General features: G+C 63.2%; 21 protein-coding genes. 12 read left to right on the plus strand and 9 right to left on the minus strand.

What is annotated here, in order from left to right; all coding sequences use genetic code 11:
- Positions 1 to 52: 52 nt before the first annotated feature.
- Positions 53 to 730 (plus strand): DUF502 domain-containing protein, encoded by a 678-nt coding sequence (locus ACR3EK_RS08450; protein ID WP_093962217.1) that lies wholly within the window; start codon positions 53 to 55, stop codon positions 728 to 730.
- Here the strand turns inward: ACR3EK_RS08450 and ACR3EK_RS08455 are convergent, their stop codons facing one another.
- Both ACR3EK_RS08455 and ACR3EK_RS08460 read right to left on the minus strand, forming a co-directional pair.
- Complete coding sequence (locus tag ACR3EK_RS08455) at positions 731 to 1,759, minus strand: patatin-like phospholipase family protein (protein WP_480633143.1); 1,029 nt, start codon at positions 1,757 to 1,759, stop codon at positions 731 to 733.
- A gap of 28 nt (positions 1,760 to 1,787) precedes the next feature.
- On the minus strand, positions 1,788 to 2,561 hold the full coding sequence (locus tag ACR3EK_RS08460) for a 3-hydroxybutyrate dehydrogenase (protein WP_480633144.1): 774 nt from the start codon (positions 2,559 to 2,561) through the stop codon (positions 1,788 to 1,790).
- Positions 2,562 to 2,875: 314 nt separating this feature from the next.
- On the opposite strand from ACR3EK_RS08460, the gene ACR3EK_RS08465 reads away from it, so the two are divergent.
- Together ACR3EK_RS08465 and ACR3EK_RS08470 are read left to right on the plus strand one after the other, a co-directional pair.
- Complete coding sequence (locus ACR3EK_RS08465; protein ID WP_480633145.1) at positions 2,876 to 4,702, plus strand: extracellular solute-binding protein; 1,827 nt, start codon at positions 2,876 to 2,878, stop codon at positions 4,700 to 4,702.
- A gap of 477 nt (positions 4,703 to 5,179) precedes the next feature.
- Positions 5,180 to 5,407, plus strand: a complete 228-nt coding sequence (locus ACR3EK_RS08470; protein ID WP_093962974.1) for a hypothetical protein — start codon at positions 5,180 to 5,182, stop codon at positions 5,405 to 5,407.
- Here ACR3EK_RS08470 and ACR3EK_RS08475 read toward each other — a convergent pair.
- Positions 5,404 to 6,027, minus strand: coding sequence for a helix-turn-helix domain-containing protein (locus tag ACR3EK_RS08475; protein WP_093962221.1), 624 nt, complete (start codon positions 6,025 to 6,027; stop codon positions 5,404 to 5,406). The genes ACR3EK_RS08470 and ACR3EK_RS08475 overlap by 4 nt on opposite strands.
- Before the next feature lie 65 nt (positions 6,028 to 6,092).
- Between ACR3EK_RS08475 and ACR3EK_RS08480 the strand changes: the two genes are divergently transcribed.
- From ACR3EK_RS08480 to ACR3EK_RS08500, 5 genes are all read left to right on the plus strand, one after another.
- The gene (locus tag ACR3EK_RS08480; protein ID WP_480633146.1) at positions 6,093 to 7,610 is read left to right on the plus strand and encodes a class I adenylate-forming enzyme family protein; all 1,518 of its coding nucleotides are present in this window, start codon (positions 6,093 to 6,095) and stop codon (positions 7,608 to 7,610) included.
- A complete protein-coding gene (locus ACR3EK_RS08485) occupies positions 7,607 to 8,266 on the plus strand; it encodes a DsbA family oxidoreductase (RefSeq protein WP_480633147.1) in 660 nt (219 codons plus the stop codon). Before ACR3EK_RS08480 ends, ACR3EK_RS08485 begins: the two co-directional genes overlap by 4 nt.
- A gap of 76 nt (positions 8,267 to 8,342) precedes the next feature.
- Positions 8,343 to 9,551: a multidrug effflux MFS transporter gene (locus tag ACR3EK_RS08490; protein ID WP_170432402.1), complete on the plus strand. Its 1,209-nt coding sequence runs from the start codon at positions 8,343 to 8,345 to the stop codon at positions 9,549 to 9,551.
- Between the two features lie 55 nt (positions 9,552 to 9,606).
- Complete coding sequence (locus ACR3EK_RS08495) at positions 9,607 to 11,271, plus strand: hypothetical protein (protein WP_480633148.1); 1,665 nt, start codon at positions 9,607 to 9,609, stop codon at positions 11,269 to 11,271.
- The gene (locus ACR3EK_RS08500; RefSeq protein WP_480633149.1) at positions 11,268 to 11,945 is read left to right on the plus strand and encodes an SH3 domain-containing protein; all 678 of its coding nucleotides are present in this window, start codon (positions 11,268 to 11,270) and stop codon (positions 11,943 to 11,945) included. The genes ACR3EK_RS08495 and ACR3EK_RS08500 overlap by 4 nt, the downstream gene beginning before the upstream one ends.
- A gap of 9 nt (positions 11,946 to 11,954) precedes the next feature.
- Here ACR3EK_RS08500 and mfd read toward each other — a convergent pair whose 3' ends face one another.
- Both mfd and ACR3EK_RS08510 read right to left on the minus strand, forming a co-directional pair.
- On the minus strand, positions 11,955 to 15,413 hold the full coding sequence (gene mfd, locus ACR3EK_RS08505; protein ID WP_480633150.1) for a transcription-repair coupling factor: 3,459 nt from the start codon (positions 15,411 to 15,413) through the stop codon (positions 11,955 to 11,957).
- A 21-nt stretch (positions 15,414 to 15,434) separates the two neighbouring features.
- A complete protein-coding gene (locus ACR3EK_RS08510) occupies positions 15,435 to 15,959 on the minus strand; it encodes a component of SufBCD complex (protein WP_170437701.1) in 525 nt (174 codons plus the stop codon).
- A gap of 120 nt (positions 15,960 to 16,079) precedes the next feature.
- Between ACR3EK_RS08510 and hemB the strand changes: the two genes are divergently transcribed.
- The 4 genes from hemB (at position 16,080) to ACR3EK_RS08530 (ending at position 20,915) form a co-directional block, all read left to right on the plus strand.
- On the plus strand, positions 16,080 to 17,078 hold the full coding sequence (gene hemB, locus ACR3EK_RS08515) for a porphobilinogen synthase (protein WP_480633151.1): 999 nt from the start codon (positions 16,080 to 16,082) through the stop codon (positions 17,076 to 17,078).
- A 144-nt stretch (positions 17,079 to 17,222) separates the two neighbouring features.
- Positions 17,223 to 17,795 (plus strand): lipid-binding SYLF domain-containing protein, encoded by a 573-nt coding sequence (locus ACR3EK_RS08520; RefSeq protein ID WP_170402763.1) that lies wholly within the window; start codon positions 17,223 to 17,225, stop codon positions 17,793 to 17,795.
- A 153-nt stretch (positions 17,796 to 17,948) separates the two neighbouring features.
- Positions 17,949 to 20,411 carry a penicillin acylase family protein gene (locus ACR3EK_RS08525; RefSeq protein ID WP_480633152.1) on the plus strand — a complete coding sequence of 821 codons (2,463 nt, stop codon included), beginning with the start codon at positions 17,949 to 17,951 and terminating at the stop codon, positions 20,409 to 20,411.
- Between the two features lie 108 nt (positions 20,412 to 20,519).
- Positions 20,520 to 20,915, plus strand: coding sequence for an SgcJ/EcaC family oxidoreductase (locus ACR3EK_RS08530; protein WP_480633153.1), 396 nt, complete (start codon positions 20,520 to 20,522; stop codon positions 20,913 to 20,915).
- A gap of 3 nt (positions 20,916 to 20,918) precedes the next feature.
- Here the strand turns inward: ACR3EK_RS08530 and hflX are convergent, their stop codons facing one another.
- From hflX to trkA, 4 genes are all read right to left on the minus strand, one after another.
- Positions 20,919 to 22,190: a GTPase HflX gene (gene hflX / locus ACR3EK_RS08535; protein ID WP_480633154.1), complete on the minus strand. Its 1,272-nt coding sequence runs from the start codon at positions 22,188 to 22,190 to the stop codon at positions 20,919 to 20,921.
- Entirely contained in the window at positions 22,190 to 22,429 is a 240-nt protein-coding gene (hfq, locus tag ACR3EK_RS08540; RefSeq protein WP_005982826.1) for an RNA chaperone Hfq, read from the minus strand. Before hfq ends, hflX begins: the two co-directional genes overlap by 1 nt.
- A 133-nt stretch (positions 22,430 to 22,562) precedes the next feature.
- Positions 22,563 to 24,101 carry a TrkH family potassium uptake protein gene (locus ACR3EK_RS08545; protein ID WP_170418554.1) on the minus strand — a complete coding sequence of 513 codons (1,539 nt, stop codon included), beginning with the start codon at positions 24,099 to 24,101 and terminating at the stop codon, positions 22,563 to 22,565.
- Positions 24,101 to 25,477: a Trk system potassium transporter TrkA gene (gene trkA / locus ACR3EK_RS08550; RefSeq protein WP_480633155.1), complete on the minus strand. Its 1,377-nt coding sequence runs from the start codon at positions 25,475 to 25,477 to the stop codon at positions 24,101 to 24,103. Before trkA ends, ACR3EK_RS08545 begins: the two co-directional genes overlap by 1 nt.
- Between the last annotated feature and the right edge of the window lie 89 nt (positions 25,478 to 25,566).

Genomic DNA, 25,566 nt, shown 5'->3' on the forward strand with positions numbered 1-25,566 from the left:
GTACCAAGGCGCCGGACTGATTAACTAGTCCGGCAAACCGCTCGGAACCGCGATGAACACACCGTTTGATGAAGAACCACACCGCCGCCCCGGCCTGCTGTCGCGGCTACGCGCGTCGTTTCTGACGGGTATCGTCGTCATCGCACCGGTCTGGCTGACGCTGTGGCTGATCCTGTCGGTGGTCGGTTGGATCGACAGCGCGGTCCTGCCCCTGATCCCACACCAGTTCCGCCCCGAGCAATATGTTGGCATCAACCTACGCGGCGTGGGCGTGCTGTTCTTCCTGATCTTCACGGTTCTGGTCGGCTGGATCGCCAAAGGTATCCTGGGCCGGTCACTGATCCATTTTGCCGAAAGCCTGGTCAACCGAATGCCCGTCGTCCGGTCGATCTATTCCGGGATCAAGCAGATCTCGGAAACCGTCTTTGCCCAGACCGAGCGGTCGTTCGAGAAAGCCTGTTTGGTGCAGTATCCCCGCCGGGGCATCTGGGCCATCGGCTTCGTCTCGACCGAGGCCAAGGGCGAGATCAACAAACGCGCCGAAACCGGCGGCGGTCTGCTGAGCGTGTTCATCCCAACCACGCCGAACCCAACCTCGGGTTTTCTGCTGTTCTTCCCCGAGGAAGACGTGATCCTGCTGGACATGTCGATCGAGGATGCCGCCAAGCTGGTGATCTCGGCCGGGCTGGTCTATCCGAACCAGAAAGACCCAACCCAGCCACCCGAGTGATCAGCCGAACATCGCGGGCAGATCAACGGTGCTGCGCACTCCCAGATCGGGCTTGTGATCGGCCAGAAACCGGTCGGCCGCGGCCCGTCCGGCCTGTTTCAAGCCGTGCAGAACCACCGGGTTGGGCACCGTCTTGGTCGCCACCGACAGGCTGTTCATCAGGGCGTCATCCGCAATCATGTGCACGAAGACCCGGCTCATCTCGCCCGCCTGCAGTTTGCCCTCGGCCAGCAGGCGCTGCACGAAGTTGATCGCCCGCAACTCGCGCAGAAGGGACGAATTGAAGCTGATCTCGTTGATCCGGTTCTGAATCTGCTGCGGGGTCTTGGGAACCTCGTCGCGCTCCAGCGGGTTGATGTTCACGATCACCACATCTTCGGGCAGGCCCGCGTTGAACAGCGGAAACAGCGCCGGGTTGCCGGTATAGCCGCCATCCCAATAGGCTTCGGTCCGGTCGGTTTCGGGGTCGTGGATTTCAACCGCCTGGAACAGGTTCGGCAGGCAGGCCGAGGCGAGGATCGCGTCGGTCGTCACCTCATCGCCCGTGAACACCCGGATCTTGCCGCTGCGCACGCAGGTGGCGCAGACGAACAGGCGCGGCCCCTGATCGGCGTAGACTTCGCTAAAATCAAACGCCTCGACCACCGGGGCCAGCGGATTGCGGTAGAACGGCCCATAGGCATAGGGCGACACCATCCGCGACCAGGTATCGGCTACCGAGAACGGCAAGGAATACTCCATCGCCTGCGCGATCTGGGCGGGTTCCATCCCGGCCAGCCAGTTGGCGATGCGCATGTCGCCCACCGCGCCCATCCTCTCCCACAGGGCGTTCAGCGTCTCGCGCGCGCCATCACGACCGGCATGGACCATGCCGGCCTTGAACGCCGCCCCGTTCAGCGCCCCGGCCGAGGTTCCGGTGATCGCCGCAACTTCGATGCCTTCATCGTCCAGCAGACGGTCCAACACGCCCCAGGAAAAGGCGCCATGCGCGCCGCCGCCCTGAAGGGCAAGATTGATGCGCTTTACCATGTCCGCCGGCCCTGGTGCGTGCCGCGGATCACAGCGCGGTCCAGCCGCCGTCGACCGAGATCGTGGTGCCGGTGATCTGGGCCGCCGCGTCCGAGCACAGGAACACAGTGGTTCCACCCAGTTGTTCGACGGTCGCGAACTCTTTCGAGGGTTGCCGTTCGAGCATAACGTTCTTGATCACGTCCTCGCGGCTCATGTTGTATTCCTTCATCGTGTCCGGGATCTGCGCCTCGACCAGCGGCGTCAACACATAGCCCGGACAGATGGCGTTGCATGTGATCGGCTCCTGCGCGGTTTCCAGCGCGACGGTCTTAGTCATGCCGACGACCCCGTGCTTGGCCGCCACATAGGCCGCCTTGTACGGCGACGCCGTCAGCCCATGCGCCGAGGCGATGTTGACGATCCGCCCCCACCCGGCCTTGCGCATCATCGGCAGCGCCGCCGCCATAGTGTGGAAGGCCGAGTTCATGTTGATGGCGATGATCGCGTCCCATTTTTCGACCGGAAACTGGTCGATCGGTGCCACGTGCTGAATGCCTGCGTTGTTGACCAGGATATCGCAGGCTCCGGCCTGTTCGATCAACGCCCGGCATTCCTCGCCCTTGGACATGTCGGCCTTGATGTAGCGCGCGTTGGTTCCGGTTTCCTTGCCGATCTCGGCCGCAAGCGCGTGATCTTCATCGCGGTCGGTGAACGAGTTCAGAACCACATCGGCCCCCGCCTTGGCCAATTCGCGCGCAATGCCCAACCCGATGCCCGAATTCGATCCGGTGATGATTGCTGTTTTTCCCGACAAGCTCATTTGGGGTCTCCCACAGACTCATGATTTGGAGACACAGTGCCATGCTGCACCTGCAAAATAAACGGGGAAAGACCCGGTTGCGGACACGGTCGATTTATGGGCTGGAATCTCGGAGCTCGAGGCAGAAAAAAACGCCCGCACGAAGCGGGCGTTAAGTTATTGAGGCAGGTTTCATACAGGCAAGAAACCTATCGAGCAGTGGAACCTTTATAAGCAATTCCGCGCCGTCATCCAAGCTAAAAGTTTGATAATAAGAAAAATCATCGGTACGGTGAATCCCAACAAAATAAGGCCAGAGCAGGATTGTTTCCAAAATGAGCCCCGATATTCTCCGTCCCATCCGCCCGCTGATCGCGGGAATCGCTGCCTCGGTTGTCGCCACGTTAGCGCAAGCAGAATCGACCCATGGCATAGCTATGTATGGAGACCCGGCCCTACCACCGGATTTTGTGTCGCTGCCTTACGCCAACCCCGACGCGCCCAAGGGCGGCAAGGTCGTGTTCGGCAACACCGGCGGCTATAACAGTCTCAACCCGTTTGTGCAAAAAGGCACCGCCCCGTGGCAGCTGAGATTTTGGACGCACGAGGGGTTGATGGGCCGTTCCTGGGACGAACCTTTCACTCTTTACGGGCTTTTGGCCGAATCAATCGACACCGCGCCGGACCGATCCTGGGTCGAATTCACCCTGCGCGAGAATGCCCGATTCTCTGACGGATCGCCGGTCACGGTTGACGATGTGATCTGGTCCTACGAGACCCTCGGAACGCAGGGGCATCTGCGCTATCGCGGTCTGTGGTCCAAGATCGACAGTATTCAGCAGACCGGACCACGCTCGGTCCGGATCATCTTCAACGAGCCAGACCGCGAGCTCGCCCTGATCGCTGGGCTGCGGCCGATCCTCAAGAAGGCCCAATGGGAGGGAAAGGATTTCGCCGAAGCAGCGCTGCAAGATGTCCCGATCGGCACCGGCCCCTATGTCATCGATGACTACGAGGCCGGGCGTTTCGTGAACCTCAAACGCAATCCGGATTATTGGGGCAACGATGTGCCGTTCCGCCGGGGCACCATGAATTTCGACGAGATGCGGTTGGAGTTCTACGGCGACCAGACGGTTTTGTTCGAGGCCTTCAAGGCCGGCGCGCTGTCGGCCGTCCGCGAGTTCAACGCCGACAAATGGGCCACGCAATACGATTTCCCGGCCGTTCAGCGCGGCGATGTCATCAAAACCGATATCCCGCACAAAAAGCCCTCGGGCATGACAGGTCTGGTCATGAACACGCGCAAAGCGCCTTTTGACGATTGGCGCGTGCGTGAGGCACTGACCCTTGCGTTCAACTTTGAATTCATCAACGGCACGATCACAGGCGGAGCTCAACCTCGGATCACCTCGTATTTCTCGGGGTCTGAACTGGCGATGCAGCCCGGACCGGCAAAGGGCCGGGTGGCTGAGATGCTGCAGCCCTACGCGGCTGATCTGCCGTCGGGAACTCTGGAAGGGTATGTTCTGCCCGAGGGCGACGACTCGGTTCGCAACCGAAAGGACATCCGCAAGGCCGCTGATCTGCTGGAGCAAGCCGGATGGACAATCCAGGACGGCGTGTTGAAGAACGCAGCGGGAGAGCCGCTCAAGATAACCCTGGTCATCAGTCAGGGGAGCTTGAATGTGGTTCAGAACGTGGATGCGATCGCCGAGATGTATGCCCGCGCGCTGGAACGGCTGGGGATCGAGCTTACCGTCGATAAGGTGGATGACGCACAATACACCCAGCGGGTGTCCGAGCTGGATTTCGACATGACCCCGTTCCGCCGCGCGCTGTCGCTGTCGCCGGGCAACGAGCAACGCCTCTACTGGGGCAGCGAAGGCGCGGATGCTTCAGGGACACGCAACCTGATGGGGGTCACCTCTCCGGCAGTGGATGGGCTGATCGATGCGATGCTGGCCTCGGAAAGCCGTGAGGATTTCGTGGCCGCCACCCGCGCGCTTGACAGGGTTCTGACCGCCGGACGGTATGTCATTCCAATCTGGAGCTTTGATGTTGGCCGCATCGCCCATGTGAAGGAAATGAAGCATCCTCAGATCTTGCCAATCTACGGCGACGGGCCGCAGTTCATGCCCGATGTCTGGTGGTACGAGGAGTAGCAGGCAGCCGGTGGGGGCTTGTGCCCCTGCCCATTTCAAGTGAAGCACTTGGCGCGGATCGGACGCCGCGCGGGCGTCGGCAATTTTCAGCACATGTGACCAAACACCAAAAGGCGACCGAACAACCCCGCCGACCGCTACTTCTAGAGCATTTGACTACTTTTTGCGGGTGGAACGCTTGTTACCACGATATCTTGCAATCCAAGTGAGGATCGACGCAACGGACACCCGCACCGAAAACAGATTTCTTAGATAGAACAAAGCCCTGTATTCGGCGCAGTCCAGAGTGCGAGCATTTGAACGATCGCCAAAACCGACAGTGAGTGGGAAAACGGGCCGAGCACGGCGTGAAAAACCGCTTTGATTTTCCAGCACCCCGACCTGCGACATTTTGTCATGTCTTCGCGCGGGCTGCGCGCTCCGTACGCTGGTCTGGGGAAGAGCAGTCCTGAAACCCGAACCACGGAAGGCTCGCAGATGTTGAACTGGACTGATTTGACACAAGACTGGAGCGCGTCCTACGCACGTGCCAAGCGCCGTTTTCCGAACCTGCGCGATCAGGATATGGCGCGCGTGAGGACGGACAGGAAACGCTTTGAGGCCTATCTGGCCGAGCGGCACCACCTGACGGTGAACGAGGCCCATGAAGAGGTCGAGGATTTCCTTTACACCGAGGGCCTGAACCGCGAGCTTGCCCGGCGTTAGGCCAGCGACGTGACCCACAGGATGGTCGCGTCCTCATCGCTTACCGAGATCACGTTGTGCCCCATGCTGCCGTCGTAATAGGCGCTGTCGCCCCGACGCATTTCAACCGGTTCATAAAACTCGGTGTACAAGCGGATCACGCCGGTCAGCACATACAGGAATTCTTCGCCATCGTGACGCACCCAGCCGTCGAACTCGTCCATTGACCGGGCGCGCACGCGGGCCCGATAGGGCAGCATCTGCTTCTTGGTCAGCGTTTCGGCCAGCAACTCGTGCTCGTAGGTCGTTGTGGCGTGCGCGGTGCCTTCACCCATCTTGGTCACTGCCATGCGACCGATCACTTGATCCCGCTCGGGCGGGGTGAACAACTGCGGCACAGAGATTTCGAGCCCGATCGCCAGCTTCTTGAGCGCATCATAGGTCGGCGACATTTGGCCATTTTCGATCTTGCTGAGCGTGGACCGGGCCAACCCGGCTTGGTTCGCCGCCTGCTCGAGGGTCCATTTCCGCGCCTTGCGCAGTTCACGCACGCGGGCACCCAGATCTACCGGTTCCAGCTCGGTGCGGGAACCGTTGTCGCGGGCGATGCGTACGATGGATTTGTGGTCTTTGCTCGTCATGCGTCATTCTATAGGGCCAGCGCCGCGCGCTTGCAACGCGTGACAAAGGGCAATAGCCAAGGCGCATGTTGTCGATCTTCGATCAGGGGCCGCCGACGCCCTGCCCCGCGCTGTTCAACCTGGCCGCCCATGTGCTGCGCCGCGCCGATGCCACGCCCGACAAGGTGGCCCTGTCCGTGCTGCGCCCTGACGGTTCGGACGACTGGACCTTTGCGAAGTTGAAATCCGCGGTTCTGGGCACCGGAACCGGGCTGCTGCGTGCGGGCCTGGTGCCCGGCGACATCGTGCTGATGCGTCTGGGCAATACGGTCGATTTTCCCATAGCCTATCTGGGGGCGATCGCCGTCGGGCTGATCCCGGTACCGACCTCCTCGCAACTGACCGAGCCGGAAACGGAGCGGATGATCCGGGAACTGTCTCCAGCCGCCATTCTGCGCGATCCGTCCGTGGCCTGTGCCGCGCACCCCAACCAGATCGGCCTGGCCGACCTTGCCGCCATGCGCGACCTGCCGCCCGCGTCGTTCGACATGGGCGATCCGGAACGCATGGCCTATGTCGTCTATACCTCGGGCACCTCGGGCAAGCCACGCGCCGTGGCCCATGCGCATCGCGCGATCTGGGCGCGGCAGATGATGGTCGATGGCTGGTACGGCCTGCGTGAGGCTGACCGCCTGTGCCACGCGGGCGCGTTCAACTGGACCTACACGCTGGGCACCGGCCTGATGGACCCGTGGACCATCGGCGCCACCGCGCTGATCCCCGAACCCGGAACCGACCCGGCCGCCCTGCCCGGGTTGCTGCGCCGCCACCGCGCCTCGATCTTTGCGGCCGCCCCCGGCGTGTACCGCAAGATGCTGAACGCGGCGGACACGCTGCCCCTGCCCGATCTGCGCCACGGCCTAAGCGCCGGCGAGAAACTGTCGCGCGCCCTGCACGAACGCTGGGTACAGGCCACCGGGACCGAGCTGTACGAGGCCTACGGCATGTCGGAATGCTCGACCTTCATCTCATCCAGCCCGTCCCACCCCGCGCGCGGCGATGCGCTGGGACGGCCGCAACCGGGGCGCCGCGTGGCGATCCTGGGGCCTGACGGGCCGGTTCCGCAGGGGCAGGAAGGCACCATCGCCATTCACCGCTCGGACCCGGGGCTGATGCTGACCTATCTCAACGCCCCGGACGAGGCCCGCGCGCGCATGCAGGGCGACTGGTTCCTGACCGGCGATCAGGGCGCGATGGCCGTGGATGGGCAGATCACCTATCTGGGGCGCGACGACGACATGATGAACGCCGGCGGCTACCGGGTGTCCCCGGTCGAGGTCGAATCCGTCCTGTCGCGGTTTCCCGGAATCGCTCAGGTCGGCGCGGCGGCGGTCGAGGTCAAACCGGACACCTTCGTGATCACCGCCTTTTATTCCGGCCCGGAAAAACTGGACGAAACCGCCCTGCGCGCTTATGTCGAGGCCAACCTGGCGCGCTATAAGCAACCCCGCGCCTTCATTCATCTTCCCGAACTGCCCACCGGGGGCAACGGAAAACTCCTGCGCCGCGCATTGCCGGCCTATTTCAAGGCACCCGAAGAATGACCCAGACCGTCAAGCTTGATATCCTGTCCGACCCGATCTGCCCGTGGTGCTATATCGGCAAGACCAACTTGGACAAGGCGCTGGCCTCGGTCCCGGACCATCCCTTCGTGATCGAATGGCATCCGTTCCAGCTGAACCCCGACATGCCCGAAGGCGGCATGGACAGGCGCGAATATCTGGAACGCAAGTTCGGTGGCAAGGAAGGTGCGGTCAAAGCCTATGCGCCGGTGGTGGAGCATGCCGAAAAGGCCGGCCTGAACATCGATTTCGAGGCCATGAAACGCACCCCGAACACGCTGGACGCCCATCGCCTGATCCATTGGGCCGGGATCGAGGGCAAGCAGAACCAGGTGGTGGATGCGCTGTTCACTGCGTATTTCGTGCAGGGCCGCGACATCGGCGACCACGAGGTTTTGGCCGACATCGCCGACAGCGTGGGCATGGACGCCGCAGTTGTCCTGAAGCTGCTGAAATCCGACGCCGACCGGGACGACATTCGCCAGCGGGATACGCACTCGCGCGAGGTGGGCGTAAACTCGGTCCCCACCTTCATCGTCGCCAACCAGCACGCGGTCCCGGGGGCACAACCACCAGAATTGTGGGCGCAAGTGATCGGCGAAATCATGTCTCAGCTTGAGCCTTCCTCTGCAGAATAGCACAGAGTTCTGTGCGCGATTGCACCTAGCCCACCTTGCCCTGTCGTGTTAGCGCGTTGGGGCAAGGAGTCCCCGCATGGCTGACCGTATTTCCAAGGCCGAATTCATCGCGCTGATCGCGATGATGTTTGCCACCATCGCATTTTCGATTGATTCAATGCTGCCTGCCCTGCCCGAGATCGGCGCGCAGCTCAGCCCTGATGACGTGAACCGGGCGCAGTTGATCCTGACCAGCTTTGTTCTGGGAATGGGGATCGGCACATTCTTCACCGGCCCGATCTCGGATGCGGTCGGACGCAGGCCGGTGATCTTCGCCGGAGCAGCAGTCTATATTCTGGCATCGGCCGTGGCTTGGGCCAGTTCATCGCTGGAGTTGGTTCTGGCTGCCCGGGTGGTTCAGGGACTGGGGGCCGCCGGGCCCCGCGTAGTCGCGATGGCGATCATCCGCGATCTGTTCTCGGGCCGGGAAATGGCGCGGATCGTGTCCATCGCGATGATGATCTTCACCCTGGTGCCCGCCATCGCGCCCATGGCCGGTGCCGCCGTGATCGCCTTTGCCGGTTGGCGCGGCGTGTTCATGTCGTTTATCCTTTTTGCGTTGGTCATCATTGTCTGGATGGGGTTCCGTCTGCCGGAGTCCCTCGCGCCGAAAAACCGCCGCCCGTTCCGCCTGCCACTGATGGTCGGTGCCGTGAAAGAGATGTTTGCCCACCCCACCGTGCGCCTGTCGATCTTTGTCCAGACCCTGTGCATGGGCATGCTGTTCACCATGCTGACCATGGTGCAGCCGGTCTATGACGTGATCCACGACCGCGCCGACAGCTTCCCTTTCTGGTTCGGATTCGTGGCGCTGATGTCCGGCTCGGCCAGCCTGCTGAACGCGGCCGTCGTGGTGCGCGTGGGCATGCGCCGGATGGTGACCTGGGCGCTGGCCGGACAGATCCTGATCACCTCGTTGGTGATTGCCCTCAACATGTCGAACCTGTCGTCCCAGGCCTCGTTTGCGCTTTTCGTGTTCTGGCAGACCACGGTCTTTTTCATGGCCGGCGTCACCATGGGCAACCTGAATGCCATCGCGATGGAGCCGATGGGCCATATCGCCGGCATGGCGGCCTCGGTCATCGGGTCGATCTCGACCGTGCTGGCCGCCGCGATCGCCGCGCCTGTGGGGCTGCTGTTTGACGGTACGCTGGGGCCGCTGACCTTCGGCATCCTGACCATGTGTGTGCTGGCCTTCGGGCTGATGGTCCATATGGGCCGGATCGAAGACCGCGTTCCCGCCTGACCTGTCCCGCGCGCCCGAACTGCGCTAGGCTCACCCCAGTCAGGGAGGGTTCGGCATGAGCGACTATTACGATCTGGGCACGCATAGCTGCCCCGTCACCACGTCCTCGGGTCAGGCGCAGCTGTGGTTCGACCGGGGCCTTGTCTGGACCTACGGCTACAACCACGAAGAGGCGGTCGTGTGTTTCCAGCGCGCACTGGAGCATGACCCCGACTGCGCCATGGCCCATTGGGGCGTGGCCTATGCCGCCGGGCCCAACTACAACCTGCCCTGGGATCTGCTGGACGACCGCGGTAAGGCCAAGGCCCTGAACTGCGCCTATGACGCAACCCAGTGCGCACTGGCCCTGCTGGATCGCTGCACGCCGGTCGAACGCGAACTGATCCGCGCCCTGCCTGCCCGCTATCCCCAGCGGGATCCGGCGCCCGACATGCACCGCTGGGACCACGACTTCGCCGACGCCATGCGCGCCGCCTTCGTGGCCCAGACCGACCATCTGGACCTGCGCACCATCTATGTCGAGTCGCTGCTGAATCTGACCCCTTGGCAGATGTGGGACCTCAGGACAGGCCAGCCTGCCGAGGGTGCCGCGACGCTTGAAGCGAAGGAAGCGCTGGAATGGGCCATGGCCAACGATCCGGCGGCGATGTCGCATCCGGGTCTGCTGCACCTCTATGTGCATCTGATGGAGATGTCGCCCACGCCGGAAAAGGCGCTGAAGGCCGGTGACGTGCTGCGCACGTTGGTGCCGGATGCCGGGCATCTGGTGCACATGCCCACCCATATCGACGTGCTGTGCGGCCACTACCAGAACGTCGTCCACTGGAACGAACAGGCCGTCATCGCTGATCTGAAATATTACCAGCGCGAAGGCGCGTTCAACATCTATACCGGCTATCGCCAGCACAATTACCACTTCGTCATCTATGGCGCGTTGTTCCTGGGCCAGATGGAGCCCGCCCTGCGCGCCAACAAGGGCCTGTGGAACACCACGCCCGAGGAAATGCTGCGCATCGAAAGCCCGCCGATGGCGGATTACTTCGAAAGCTACATGGCCATGGGGCCGCATATCCTGATCCGCTTTGGCCGGTGGGAGGAAGCCAAGGCCCTGCCCCTGCCCCCCGATCCCGACCTGTATCTGACGGTGACGGCCACCACGCATTACGCCCGCGCCATCGCCCATGCCGCCACCGGCGACGTGGCCGAGGCCGAGGCCGAGGAACTGCTGTTCCTCGCCGCCAAGGACCGCGTGCCCGAAACCCGCCTGCTGCACAACAACCGCGTGATTGACCTGCTGGAGATCGCGCGCGAGATGCTGCGGGGCGAGATCGAGTACCGCAAAGGCAATTTCGACACGGCCTTCGCCCACCTGCGCCGCTCGGTCGAGCTGGACGACAATCTGCCCTATGACGAGCCCTGGGGCTGGATGCAGCCCACCCGCCACGCGCTGGGGGCGCTGCTGTTCGAGCAGGGCCACGTGGCCGAGGCCGAAGCCGTCTATCGCGAGGATCTGGGTCTGGGCGGCACCCTCAGCCGCGCCTCGATCCATCCCGACAATGTCTGGAGCCTCAAGGGCTTGCACGATTGCCTCAAGGCGCGCGGCGCGGTAGAGGAATTGCAGCTGATCCGACAACGACTTGACCTGGCCCTGGCGCGGGCCGACCGCAGCGTCGGCGCCTCGTGCTTCTGCGCCCAGGCCGCGATGAGAACCGCCGAATGAAACTGTTGAACGCTGCGCTGATCGCGCTGTGCTGCGGTCCCGCTTGGGCCGACCGTCAGACCTTTCCGCCTGTGGACGAGGCCAGCCAAGACCCGGCACTGGAAGCCTTTCGTGCGGACCTGCGCGCAAAGGTCGCCGCCCGCGACCTCGGGGGCGTGATGGCCGCCACCTGCCCCGAGATCTACACCAGCCACGGCGACGAGGACGGCCCCGAGACGTTCCGCGCCAATCTGACGGTCGATCCCGAAACCCTGCCCGAGGCCGACCGCCGCCACGCCGCTACCATCCGCGAGGACTACTGGCGCGACCTCGAGACCACGCTGGCCCAGCCCGGCTATTTCGACGAGGATGGCGAATTCTGGATGCCGCACCAGTGGCGGCTTACCCTGCCAGCGAAGCTGGATCCGTTCACCGCCTATTTCGTGACCGGTCAGGATGTCACCCTGCGCCAGGCCCCAAGCCGCGGCGCGCCCATTCTGGACCTGATCAGCCACGAGGTGGTGATCGTGCCGGACTATCTGGAAGAGGCCGAATATCAGGGCGTCATCCTGACCGACGGAACGCGCGGCTATATCTATTCCGAATTCCTGTGGTCGATGGTCGGCTATCGCGCGGCCTTCGTGAAGTCGGACAGCGGTGACTGGCAGCTGTGTACGTTCGTGGCCGGGGACTAGGCCGCGCCCTCAGGCGCTGGCCTTCTTCTTTTTCTCGGCGGCGACCTTCTCGGCCAGATCGCGGGCAATGGCAAAGGCGCCCTTGATCTTGTCGCTGTCCTTCTTCCAGTCGCGCCGCACCACGATCTTGTTGTCCTTGACCTTGGCCAGCCCGCGCTGGTTCTGGATGAACTCGACCAGACCTTGCGGTGAGGCGAACTTGTCATTGTGGAACTGGATCGTTGCTCCCTTCGGTCCGCCGTCCAGCTTGGCGATGCCGGCGCGTTTGCACATGGCCTTGATCCGCACCACCAGCAGCAGCGTGTTCACCTCTTTCGGCAGCGGGCCGAACCTGTCGATCAACTCGGCGGCAAAGCCCTCCAGTTCGACCTTGGTCGACAGCGACGACAGGCGGCGGTAGAGGCCCAGCCGCACGTCCAGATCGGGCACATAGTCTTCGGGGATCAGTACCGGAACGCCCAGGTTGATCTGCGGCGCCCACTGATCGTCGGCCTCGCTCAACCCTTCCATCTCGCCGGCCTTGATCTTGGCGATCGCCTCTTCCAGCATCGACTGGTAGAGCTCGTATCCCACGTCGCGCATCTGGCCCGACTGTTCCTCGCCCAGCAGGTTGCCCGCGCCGCGAATGTCCAGATCCTGGCTGGCCAGCGTGAACCCCGCCCCCAGCGTATCGAGCGAGCCCAGAACCCGCAGCCGCTTTTCGGCGGCCGGCGTCAACCGCGCGCGCGGCTTGGTGGTCAGATAGGCGTAGGCGCGGGTCTTGGACCGCCCCACCCGGCCCCGGATCTGATAGAGCTGCGCCAGCCCGAACATGTCGGCCCGGTGAACGACCATCGTGTTCGCGGTGGGAATGTCTAGGCCGCTTTCCACGATCGTGGTGGCCAGCAGGATGTCATACTTGCCGTCATAGAAGGCATTCATCCGGTCGTCCAACTCGCCCGCCGCCATCTGGCCATGGGCCACCACATAGCTCAGTTCCGGCAGCTGATCTTTCAGGAATTCCTCGATCTCGGGCAGGTCCGAGATGCGCGGCACCACATAGAAACTCTGCCCGCCGCGATAGTGCTCGCGCAGCAGCGCCTCGCGGATGGTGACGGCGTCGAACTCGCTGACATAGGTGCGGATCGCCAAACGATCGACGGGCGGCGTGCCGATGATCGACAGGTCGCGCACTCCGGTCAGGCTCAGTTGCAGCGTGCGCGGGATCGGCGTCGCTGTCAGCGTCAGCACATGCACGTCGGAACGCAGCTGCTTCAGCCGCTCCTTGTGGGCCACGCCGAAATGTTGTTCTTCGTCGATGATCAGCAGGCCGAGGTTCTGGAACCGAATGCCCTTGGCCAGCAACGCATGGGTGCCGATCACGATATCGACCGTGCCCTTTGCCAGCCCCTCGCGGGTTTGCTGCGCCTCTTTGGCCGAGACGAAGCGTGACAATTGCCGGACTTCCAGCGGGAAGCCCCGGAACCGGTCGTTGAAGCTGGCGGCGTGCTGACGCGCCAGCAGCGTGGTGGGCGCGATCACCGCCACCTGCAGGCCGGACATGGCCGCAACAAAGGCCGCGCGCATGGCGACCTCGGTCTTGCCGAACCCCACGTCGCCGCAGATCAGGCGATCCATCGGCGTGCCCGAGTGCAGGTCCTCCATTACGTCGGCGATGGCGCGCAGCTGATCCTCGGTTTCCTGATAGGGGAAGCGGGCGCTGAACTCCTCCCACGCGTGGGGCGGCGGGTCCATGATCGGGGCCTTGCGCAGGGCGCGTTCGGCGGCGATGCGGATCAGCCGGTCGGCCATCTCGCGGATCCGCTCTTTCAACTTGGCCTTCTTGGCCTGCCACGCACCACCGCCCAGCTTGTCGAGCAGGCCTTCCTCGTGCCCGTATTTCGATAGCAGTTCGATGTTTTCGACCGGTAGGTACAGCTTGGCGCCTTCGGCATATTCCAGCAGCAGGCATTCATGCGCGGCGCCCAGGGCGCTCACGACCTCCATGCCCATGTACCGGCCGATGCCGTGATCGACATGCACCACCAAATCGCCGGGGCTGAGCGACTGGGTCTCGGTCAGGAAATTCTCGGCCTTGCGGCGTTTCTTGGGCTGGCGGATCAGGCGGTCGCCCAGCACGTCCTGTTCCGAGATCACGGTCATGTCGGGCGTCTCGAAGCCGTGCTCCAACGCCCAGACCGCCAAGTGCAGGCCGCGTTTGCCGATGCGCGAGCCGTCGGAAACGGGAATTGCCTCGGCCAGGCCCTCATCCTCGATCAACCCGGTCAGGCGTTCGCGCGCGCCCTCGGAGTACGAAGCGACCAGAACCGGCCCCTTCTCAAGCTTGTTCTTGATGTGGCTTGCCAGCGCGCCGAACAGGCTGATGCTTTCCTGCTGGCGCTCGGGGGCAAAGTTGCGCCCGATCCGACCGCCCGCGTCGATCACCCCCGGGCCGCTGGCCTGCGGCAGGGGGCTGAACTGCAGCACCCGCCGCTGCGCCACCGCCCGGGTCCAGGCGTCATCGTCCAGATACAGCAGGCTCGGCGGCGTGGGTTTGTAGACCGAATCCATCCGTGAGCGGTTCTCGAGCGCCAGACGCCGGGTTTCGTATTGATCGGCGATGCTGTCCCACCGGGCCAGACGCGCGGGCGTGACCTGATCGTCCAGCGTGATCGTCGCATCCGGCAGATAGTCGAACAGCGTTTCCAGCTTTTCGTGGAACAGGGGCAGCCAGTGCTCCATGCCCTGATGCTTGCGCCCGGCGCTGACCGCCTCGTACAGCGGATCATCCGTGCCGGCCGCACCGAATTCGATGCGATAGTTCTGACGGAACCGGGTGATGGCGGCCTCGTCCAGGATCACCTCGGAAACCGGGGCCAATTCGACCAGATCAAGCTTTTCGGTGGTGCGCTGAGTGGCCGGATCGAACCGGCGCGCGCCGTCCAGCACGTCTCCGAACAGGTCCAGCCGCACCGGCCCTGCCTCGCCCGGCGGGAAGATGTCGATGATCCCGCCGCGCACGGCATAGTCGCCGGGCTCCATCACCGTGGGGCTTTGGCTGAAACCCATGCGCACCAGAAAATCGCGCAGCGCGGCCTCGTCGATGCGCTGGCCGACCCGAGCGGTGAACGCCGCCTGCCTCAGCACGTCGCGCGCCGGCACGCGCTGGGTGGCCGCGTTCAGCGTGGTCAGCAGAACGAACCGCTCGGGCATCTGGTGCACCAGTGCCGCCAGGGTCGCCACCCGCGCCGCCGCGATGTCGGGGTTGGGCGACACCCGGTCAAAAGGCAGGCAATCCCAGCCGGGAAACAGGATCACCGGCATGTCGGGCGCAAAGAAACGCAGCGCGGCGCGCATCGCCTCGGCACGTTTGTCGTCGCGCGCCACATGCAGAACCGGCCCGCCCGAGCGGGCAACCTCGTTCAGCACCTGCTGCGCGTCAAGCCCCTCGGGGGCGCCGCCGACTGTCACGTGGTTCGGAGCCTTCATCGCCTCGCCTTTCTGAATTTTCTATCCCAGAACGCCCAGTGAAAGGTTCTGATACATGCCCCACATCGAAGTGACCAGTATCGCAAACATGCCGATGACCTGAGTCGCCAGCCGGCATCGATGCAGCGCCTTGGACACAGCTTCAATCGTCAACTCCTGCCGCTGCAGGTTCCGGGCCACCCGCAGGTTGTTTGCGCCGACAAGAACCATCGGGAATAACAGCAGGAACACGGCCTGGGCGAACTCGACCTGATAGTAAAACCCCAGCGTCGCCAGCCCTGCGAACAGGAAACAACACAGCGCCAAGATCACGACCCCCGAAACGTCGGCAATGTAGAGGATGCGATTGGTGTTGATCCGCACGATGTCCAGAAGGTCGGTCTCGGCCTGCCCGCCAACGCGGCGGGCGCGCACGACCAGATCATAGGGAACGCCCATCACCCAATGGCTGGCTGTCGACCACAGCACCGCAAGCGCGATCCAGTACCACAGATTCGAAAAGCTGCGCATGTCGATGAGTTCGAAAATCGAGGAGTACCAGTCCAAACTCGGTCCTTTAATTCAAAATTCTCAGGCGGTTCTATCGCAACGGCGCGGCTATTGGTACCCTTGAGACCTGTGCAAATTCATGCCACCCAATGCGCGAATGTTCAAGGAGAACGCGCCATGAAACCGACAATCGCTCCCTACCCCCACGGCCGCTTTCGTCGCGCCCGCCAGTCCGAGGCGATCCGGGGCTTGGTGCGCGAGAACACCCTGACCGTGGATGACCTGATCTGGCCGGTGTTCGTGCGCGACGGCGAGGGCATCGAAGAGCCCGTGCCCTCGATGCCCGGCGTGGTGCGCCGCTCGGTCGATCTGATCGCCAAGGCGGCGGCCGAGGCGCAGGCGATGGGCATCCCGGCGATCTGCCTGTTTCCCTACACCGATCCCGCCCTCAAGACGCAGGATTGCGCCGAGGCGTGGAACCCCGACAACCTTTCGAACCGCGCCATCCGCTCGATCAAGCAGGCCGCACCTGAAATCGCGGTGATGACCGACGTCGCGCTGGACCCCTACAACATCAACGGCCATGACGGATACGTGGTGGACGGCAAAATCGTGAATGACGAAACGGTCGAGGCGCTGGTCAAGATGACGCTGGCCCAGGCCGAGGCCGGAGCCGACATCATCGGCCCGTCCGACATGATGGACGGCCGGATCGGCGCGATGCGCCAGGCGCTCGAAGCCGCCGGCCATCGCGACGTCATGATCCTCAGCTATGCCGCGAAATATGCCAGCGCCTTCTACGGACCTTTCCGCGATGCGGTGGGCGCCTCGGGCGCGTTGACCGGCGACAAGAAGACCTATCAGATGGACCCGGCCAACTCGAACGAGGCGCTGCGCTTGATCGAACGCGACCTGACCGAGGGCGCCGACATGGTTATGATCAAGCCCGGCATGCCCTATCTGGACATCTGCAGGCGGGTCAAAGACACGTTCGGCGCACCCACCTATGCCTATCAGGTGTCGGGTGAATACGCGATGATCCAGGCCGCAGCGCAGAACGGGTGGATCGACGGCGAAAAGGTGATGCTGGAAAGCCTGCTGGCCTTCAAACGCGCAGGCTGTGACGGCATCCTGACCTATTTCGCGCCGCAGGTCGCCCGGCTGCTGCAAGGCTAATCCCACGGGACTCCGCGATTTTTCGCCGATCGGCCGGCCTTGGCCTGCCGGTTTTCCCGTGACACCCGACGCCGTTCGGCGTATTCTTGCACACAAGACCGGGACCACCCGGCTTTTCAGGCACATCGACAGAGAAAAAGAAACATGAGCAGTTCCAACACACCACGACTGAGCCGTCGCGGCTTTGCCTTTGGCATGGCCGGACTGACCCTGACCGCCGCTTGCGGCAACGGCGTCGGAAACTCGAACGCGGCAACGATCGATGCCCGCGTCGATGCGACGCTGACCGAGATGTATACCCGCTACCCGAACACCCAGGAAATCGCCAACAAGGCCAACGGGATGCTGGTCATGCCGCTTATCACCGAGGCGGGGTTCGTCTTTGGCGGCGGCTACGGACAAGGCGCATTGCGCATCAATGGTGCCACGGTCGACTACTACTCGGCCGTCAAAGGTACCGCGGGGCTGCAGATTGGCGCCCAGCAATATGCCCATGTCCTGTTCTTCATGACCGAGGACGCCCTGAACGATTTCCGCCGCTCAAGCGGATGGACCGCCGGCGCGGACATTGGATATGTCGTCAGCGACCAGGCGGACCAGTTGTCGACCGACCTGACTACCCTGCGCAAACCTGTGCTGGCGGCGGTCTTCGGTCAGGCTGGGCTGCAATTGGGCGCGACGGTCGAGGGCATCAAATACACGCGCATTATTCCCTGACCCCCTGCCCCCCCTCAAGAAAACTCCGTCACTGGCCAATGCCGTGGCGGAGTTTTTCGTTTCAGACGCAGATTCCGCGGCGCGGCCTCTTTCGGTCGCCAGAGCCATGAATTAACCTTCGCCTGATCTGCAAATTCAAATGGTGCGCTGCTGATGGGTGTCGTCTTTCGCTGGTTGATGCGTATCGCCTCGGGTCTGGTCCTGCTGACCCTCGCGGCGATCGGTCTGGTGTATTTCCTGGCCAGCCAGTCGCTGCCTGACTACGATCAAACGCTGCAGGTCAAAGGCCTGAATGCCCCGGTCGAGATCGTGCGCGACACCGCCAACGTGCCTCACATCCTGGGGCGGACCGACCCCGACGTGTTCTTCGGTCTGGGCTATGCGCATGCCCAGGACCGGTTGTGGCAGATGACAGTCATGCGCCGGACCGTGCAGGGGCGCCTGTCCGAGGTTTTTGGCCAGCGAACCGTGCATATCGACAAGCTCATGCGTCGGCTGGATCTATACGGGCTGGCGCATCAGTCCTTCGAGGTTCAGGACGATTACACCAAGGCCGCTCTGCGCGCCTATGCCGCGGGTGTCAATGCACGGCTGGACGAAATCAACGAAAACGCCCTGGGCCGCGGCGCGCCCGAAATGTTCTTGTTCAATGCACCGGTTGCTCCTTGGCAACCGGGTGACAGCATAGCCATGATCAAGCTGATGGCGGTTCAGCTGTCCGGGCACTTGCAGGACGAAGTGCTGCGGGCGCGCACCTCGTTGATGCTGAACGATCCGCAGCGGCTGTCAGATATTCTGCCCGACGTGCCTGGTGCGGGCATTGCAGCGCTGCCCGAATATGCGGCGTTGTTTCCCGACCTGCCCCGCTATGCCGCCAGTTCTGAACCCGCGGCCGCATGGCTGAACCCGGTCCCGCAGCGCGGGTTGGCGGGTGCCTCGAATGCATGGTCTGCGGCTCCTTCGCGTTCGGCCACCGGTGGAACCCTGTTGGCCAACGATCCGCATCTGGGCCTGACTGCGCCGGGGATCTGGTATCTGGCGCGTCTTGAACTGGCCAAGGGCGGCGTGATCGGCGCCACCATCCCCGGCATTCCGGCGGTTATGTCCGGCCGCAGCGACCGGCTGGGATGGGGCCTGACCTCTTCCTATCTGGACGATCAGGACGTGCATATCGAAAGAGTGAATCCCGACAACCCCGAGGAATACCTGACGCCCGAAGGCTTCAAACCCTTCAAGTCGCGCCCTTCAATCATCGAGATCAAGGACGCCCCACCGATCACTCTGACTCTGCGCTGGACCGAGAACGGCCCCGTCCTGCCCGGCACCCATTACAACCTGGAAACCATCACACCGCCGGGGCATGTCGCCTCGCTGTCCTGGACGGCGCTCAGCCCGCGCGACACCTCGATCAGCGCGTCGATGGCGCTGATGAGCGCGGATACCGTGCGTGAAGCGATCGAAGCTGCCGAGCGGTTCATCGCGCCGTCGCAAAACCTGTCGGTGGTCGACAAGACGACCGTCGGCATGAAACTCATCGGCGCCATGCCCAGCCGCGACCTCAACAACCAGAGCCGGGGGCGCATCCCGACCCCGGGCTGGATCGCGGCAAACCGCTGGCAGGGGCGTCTGCCCTATTCCGACAACCCCGAATTCGTGGCCCCCGCCGGCGGCGTTCTGGGCAACACCAACAACAAGATCATCGACCGCCCCTTCCCCCTGCATGTGTCCTATGAATGGGGCGATACGCAGCGCGTCCACCGCTGGGAATTCCTGATGCAATCGCGCGAGGTGCACACCCGCGACAGCTTCATCGAGGCGCAGCTGGACACGGTCAGCTTCACCGCGCGGTCACTGCTGCCGCTGATCGGGGCCGACCTGTGGTTCACCGGCGAGGCCGCGCCCGAGGGCACCCTCGAACGCCAGCGCCAGATCGCCCTGACCTTGCTGGCCGAATGGAACGGCGAGATGAACGAGCACCTGCCCGAGCCGCTGATCTACGCGGCCTGGGTCCGCGCGCTGCAAAAACGCCTGATCGCCGATGACCTCGGGCCGCTGGCCAAGGAATTCAAACATGTCGAGCCCCTGTTCATCGAACGCGTCTTCCGCGACATCGACGGGGCCTCGGCCTGGTGCGACGTCCGGCAGAGCGCGCCGGTGGAAACCTGCACCGACATGGCCCGGCTGGCCTTGGACGATGCACTGGTCTGGATTTCCGAGCGCTATGGCAGCCAACTGGAATCCCTGCGCTGGGGCGATGCCCACCAGGCCACCCATGACCACCCGGTGCTGGGCGAGGTTCCGGTGCTGCGCTATTTCGTCAACATCCGCCAATCGACCAGCGGCGGCGACAACACCCTGCTGCGCGGACGCACCTCGGGCGAAGGACCGGACCCGTTCCAGAACGTGCACGGCGCGGGCTATCGTGGGGTTTATGACTTTGCCGACCCCGACAGCTCGGTCTTCATCACGGCCACCGGGCAATCGGGCCACTTCCTGTCGCGCTACTATGACGATCAGGCGCAACTGTGGCGCCGGGGTGAGTACATTCCAATGTCGCTGGATCTGGATCTGGCCCGCGCCGCCGCTGTCGGGACCACCCGTCTGATGCCGCAATAGGCGGGATTTCGGCGGACCCCCGCCCCTTTTTTGTGGCCCCGTGGACGTGGCCCCGTGGCTTGGCCTACCATTCCGGAGCGCCCGGACCGCAGCGCGAGGGGGAAAATCATGGCCAGTTTGCGCGATACCCTGAACAATCTAGCCCGCGACTATGCCATCGCCTGGAGCTCGGGTGACGCCGATGCCGTGGCCGAATTCTTTACGTCGGACGGGCAGATCACGATCAATCGCGGCGACCCCATTGTCGGGCGGGCAGCCATCGCCGACATGGCGCGCGGGTTTCATACCGACTTTCCCGATCTTGAGGTGCGCTGCGACATGCTGCGATGGGCCGGTCCCCACGCCATCTTCGTCTGGACCCTTGAAGGGCACCATGCACAGACCGGGAATGCAGTCACCACACGCGGCTGGGAAGAATGGGAGCTGGACGCGGAGTACAAGATCCGGTCGTCGTTGTGCTGGTTCGATGCCGACGACCATCAGCGCCAGATCGACGGGGCCTGATCGTCAGAGGCCCGCGAACTGATTGGCCTGCTTGTCGGTCCACAGAACGGTGATCTCGAACCCGTCCTCGGTCTGTTTTTCATCGCGCACCACGTCCTGACGGAACAGCCAGGCGCGTTTGTCGCCGTCGGCAAAGCCCAGCTTCAAAACCTCTTCCCGGCGCACGCCCTGCAGGATCGTGGCGATCTCGGTCAACAGCGGGTCGATCCCCTCGCCGGTCACGGCCGATATCGGGAACACCGCCGGATCGCGCTCGGCCCGGGCCTGCACGGCATCGCGGTCCTCATCGGACAGCAGGTCGATCTTGTTCCAGACTTCAAGCTGAGGGCGGGTATCGTCCACACCCAGCGAGGCCATGATCGTGCGCACATCCTCGGCCTGCTCTTCGGTCTCGGCATGGCTGATGTCGCGCACATGCACGATCAGGTCGGCGGCCAGAACCTCCTCGAGCGTGGCGCGGAAGGCCGCGACCAGTTCGGTCGGCAGGTTCGAGATGAAACCCACCGTGTCTGACAGGATCACCTCGGGTCCGTCGGGCAGTTCGATCCGGCGCATGGTCGGGTCCAGCGTGGCAAACAGCATGTCCTTGGCCATGACTTCAGCCCCGGTCAGGCGATTGAACAGCGTGGATTTGCCCGCGTTTGTGTAGCCCACCAGCGCCACGATCGGATAGGGCACCTTGGCCCGCGCGGCCCGGTGGAGCGTCCGTGTCTTCACGACCTTCTGCAACTGGCGACGCAAGCGCACCAATTGATCGTCGATCGCACGCCGGTCGGCCTCGATCTGGGTTTCCCCCGGTCCGCCGACAAAGCCCAGCCCACCGCGCTGACGTTCCAGGTGGGTCCAGGCTCGCACCAGCCGCGTCCGCTGATAGCTCAGCGCGGCCATCTCGACCTGCAGCACACCCTCGCGCGTGCGGGCGCGGTCCGAGAAGATTTCCAGAATCAACCCCGTCCGGTCGAGGATCTTGACCTTCCACGCCTTTTCCAAGTTGCGCTGCTGAACCGGGGTGACCGGCCCGTCGATCAGAACCAGCTCGATCTCGTTTTCAGCAAAACGCGCGCCTAGCTCCTCGATCTTGCCGCTGCCGAACAGCAGGCCGGGCTGCGCCCGCGGCAGGCGCACGATTTCCGACCCGATCACATCCAGATCGGGCAAAGCGGCAGCCAGTGCCACCGCCTCTTCCAACGCCGGAACGGGGTCGCGGCGCTGGTCATCTGACTTGATATCGGGATGCAGCACCCAAGCCCGAGTGCGCCTCCGGTCATGTTCCATCAAGAGGCGTCTTCGCCCTCATACAGGTTGATCGGCTGCGACGGCATGATGGTCGAGATCGCGTGCTTGTAGACAAGCTGCGACTGTCCGTCGCGGCGCAACAATACGCAAAAATTGTCGAACCAGGTGATGACACCCTGCAATTTCACACCGTTGATCAGGAAAATTGTAACGGGAACCTTTGCTTTCCGTACATTGTTCAGGAAGGCATCCTGAAGATTCTGTCTGTCCGAAGCCATATTTTGTTATCTCGCCGTTGTTCTTGCTTACGCGCTGCGGACCAACGCGCTCCCTCCGCGCGAGTATGGAGTGACGCGCAGAGATATTCCAGATGAAAAATCAGGCAGTAACGTGAAGGCTCGAATTGGCGGTTCAATCCCGCCACAGGGCCGGAGTGATCAACGCGATGATCGCCAGAGTCTCTAGCCGGCCGATTACCATGCCGGCGCACATGGTCAGCTTGGCTCCGGCCGACAGATCGATCAGACGGATCGGCAGATCGGTGGCCAGTTCGATCAACGGACCGGTCGTGCTCAGCACCGCGACGCTCAGCACCATGGCGCGTTCAAACCCAACCCCCTCGGCAGCGAGAACGACATCAAGCAACGCAAGCGTCAGCGCGAACATCATCAGAAAGACCCACGCGATGAAGGCACCCTGGCTTTGGATGCGGCGGTTGCCACCGCCCGCCCCGCTGACCGATGACGGGTGGATCAGCCTGTCCAGTTCACGCGCGCCATTCAGGTAAAGCGCATAGACCCGCAACAGCTTGACCCCGCCGGCGGTGGTGGCGACCCCGCCCCCGATAAGCGCAAGCCCCATCAACACAAGCCCCGGTGTGCCCAGGCCGGACAACTGTTGCGCGTCGTTCCAATAAGCGCTTTCGAACCCGGCCGTCGTCAGGAACGACATCACCGTGAACAACATGCCCCAGATGACGTTCAGCGTTTGCAGGCCCGTCACCTGCCCGCCGATCTCGGCAACCCCCGCCAGCACTCGGAAGACCAACAGTGCCGCCACGCCGACGACGATCATCAGGCCGATCCGGAATTCCGGATCGTGGTCCAGCCGGGAATAGCCCGTTGTTGCGGTGTCCTTTGAAAACGTCAGGCGGGACAAGGCAAAGAACAGGAACAGAAACAGGATGGCCTCGCCGGTGATCCCGGCGGTGGACCCTTCCAACCCGCCCACTGGCGATATGCCGGACGTGGCCATCACCGACATTGCGTGGCAGATGGCCGTCAGGCCCTTTTCTCCGGCGATCAACAGCAAGACCCAGATTACCGCTGTGAGGCTGGCGTAAACCGGGGTCAATGTCGCCGTCACACGGAGCAGTCGCCCCCGCGGGTCAACCTTTTCGCTCTGGGCTACGCCGGAAACCGGGCGGCCCGGCTGTCCGCGCGCGGTAATCTCGAACCCGCCCAACGACAGAGGCGCCAGGATCGCAGCCGCCGAGATCCACATCAGCAGCCCACCCATCCAGCCGACGAGTGCCCGCCACAGGTGAACCGGCGCCGACAGGCGCTCGGGGTCGGGAAACAGGTCCGCTCCGGTGGTGGTGATGGCGCTGACCATGTCAAAATAGGCGTTCAGAAAGGTCGTGTTCCCCAACGCGTCATGGACCGGAACGGCCAGAAACAACGGCAATACCGTCAACGAGCCCAGCAGGACCGCCAACTGCCCCAAGGTTCCGCGCCGCGGTTGCCGGCTGGCCGTCGCCAGACCTACGATCGTAACCAGGAACAGCCCGACCAAACCCGAATAGAAGAACGACCGCGACGTTGGATGGTCATCCAAGGCAAGGGCGTAGATCGCCGGGATCCACATCGCCAAGGACACAACCGCCGAGATCAACAGAAACAGCGGCAGCCGCCGAATTACGCTGATTTTGGGTGCGCGGGCGACAGCCATCAGAAAAAGTCGATCGAAACCTGCATCAGGCGTTCGACCTCGGGTACATCATTGGCCATTGCAAAAATCGCAACCACGTCCTTTTCGTCAATCCGCAGACTGCCAGTGGGCCGCAGGACCTCGTCGCCCTTGCGCACCGCGCCGACCAGGACGCCTTCGGGAAAGTCGATGTCGCGCAGTTTCTGCCCGGCCATTGGCGAGGTCGACAGCACTTCGGCCTCGATCACTTCGGCCTCGGCATCGCCGATCGAATAGACCTGTCGCACCCGGCCATGCCGGATATGGCGAAGGATCGAACTGACGGTCGTGGCCCGCGGGTTGATATAGGCGTCAATCCCCAATGGCCCCATCAAGGCCACCATGCTGGGGTCGTTGATCAGCGCAATCGCCAGCGGACAACCTTCGGCCTTGGCCCGTACCGCAGCCAGCATGTTGGTCCGATCATCATCGGTGACGGCCAGCATCGCGTCCGCGCGCTCGATCCCCGCTTCGCTCAACAGCGCGGAATCCAGACCGTCACCGTTCAGAACGATCGTACGCTCCAGCGACTCGGCGGCCAGTTCCGCACAGCTCCGGTCACGCTCGATAACCTTTGCACGGATGCGACCCTCGCGTTCTTCCAGCGTCCGGGCGACTTCGAGGCCGACGTTTCCGCCGCCCACGATAACCACACGATCCTGCTTTTTCTGTGATTTACCAAAGACTTCCATCGTACGATCAACGTCTTGAACGATGGTAAAGACATAGCATTCGTCACCGACGAACAATTGGTCCTCGGATTCCGGCGCGAACAGTGTTCCGTCGCGGCGAATACCCACCACGATGGCGCTGAGCGTTGAAAAAAGGTCTGTCAGTTGGCGCAAGGGCGTGTTGACGATCGGGCAATCCTCGGCGATCCGAATACCCAGAAGCTGCGCCTTGCCATCCATGAACAGTTCCGTGTCAAAAGCCGCAGGCGCCGACAGGCGGCGCATGGCTGCGGCGGCCACTTCACGTTCGGGGCTGATCACCACGTCGATCGGAAGATGGTCGCGGCGGTACAGGTCGCGATGGATCGCTTCGAGGTAGGATTTCGACCGCAACCGCGCGATCTTGCGCTGGATCGAGAACACCGAGTGCGCCATCTGGCAGGTGACCATGTTCACCTCGTCAGAATGGGTCGCGGCGATGATCATGTCGGCGTCACGGGCTCCGGCCCGCTCGAGCACGTCGGGATAGCTGGCAAAGCCGGCGATGCCCTGAACGTCCAGCGTCTCGGTCGCCCGGCGTACCAGGTCAGGGTTGTTGTCCACAACGGTGACGTCATTCAACTCGCCCGAAAGGTGCCGAGCAATCTGCCAGCCCACCTGGCCGGCGCCACAAATGATGACCTTCATGCCTTTGGCCTTTCTGCCTGAGCGTTTTGAATGACAGATGCCCACAGAGCGGTCAATCGAATTGTCATGACGGCCTGTGTGATGCAAGA

Source organism: Ruegeria sp. BC8, from assembly GCF_056535705.1.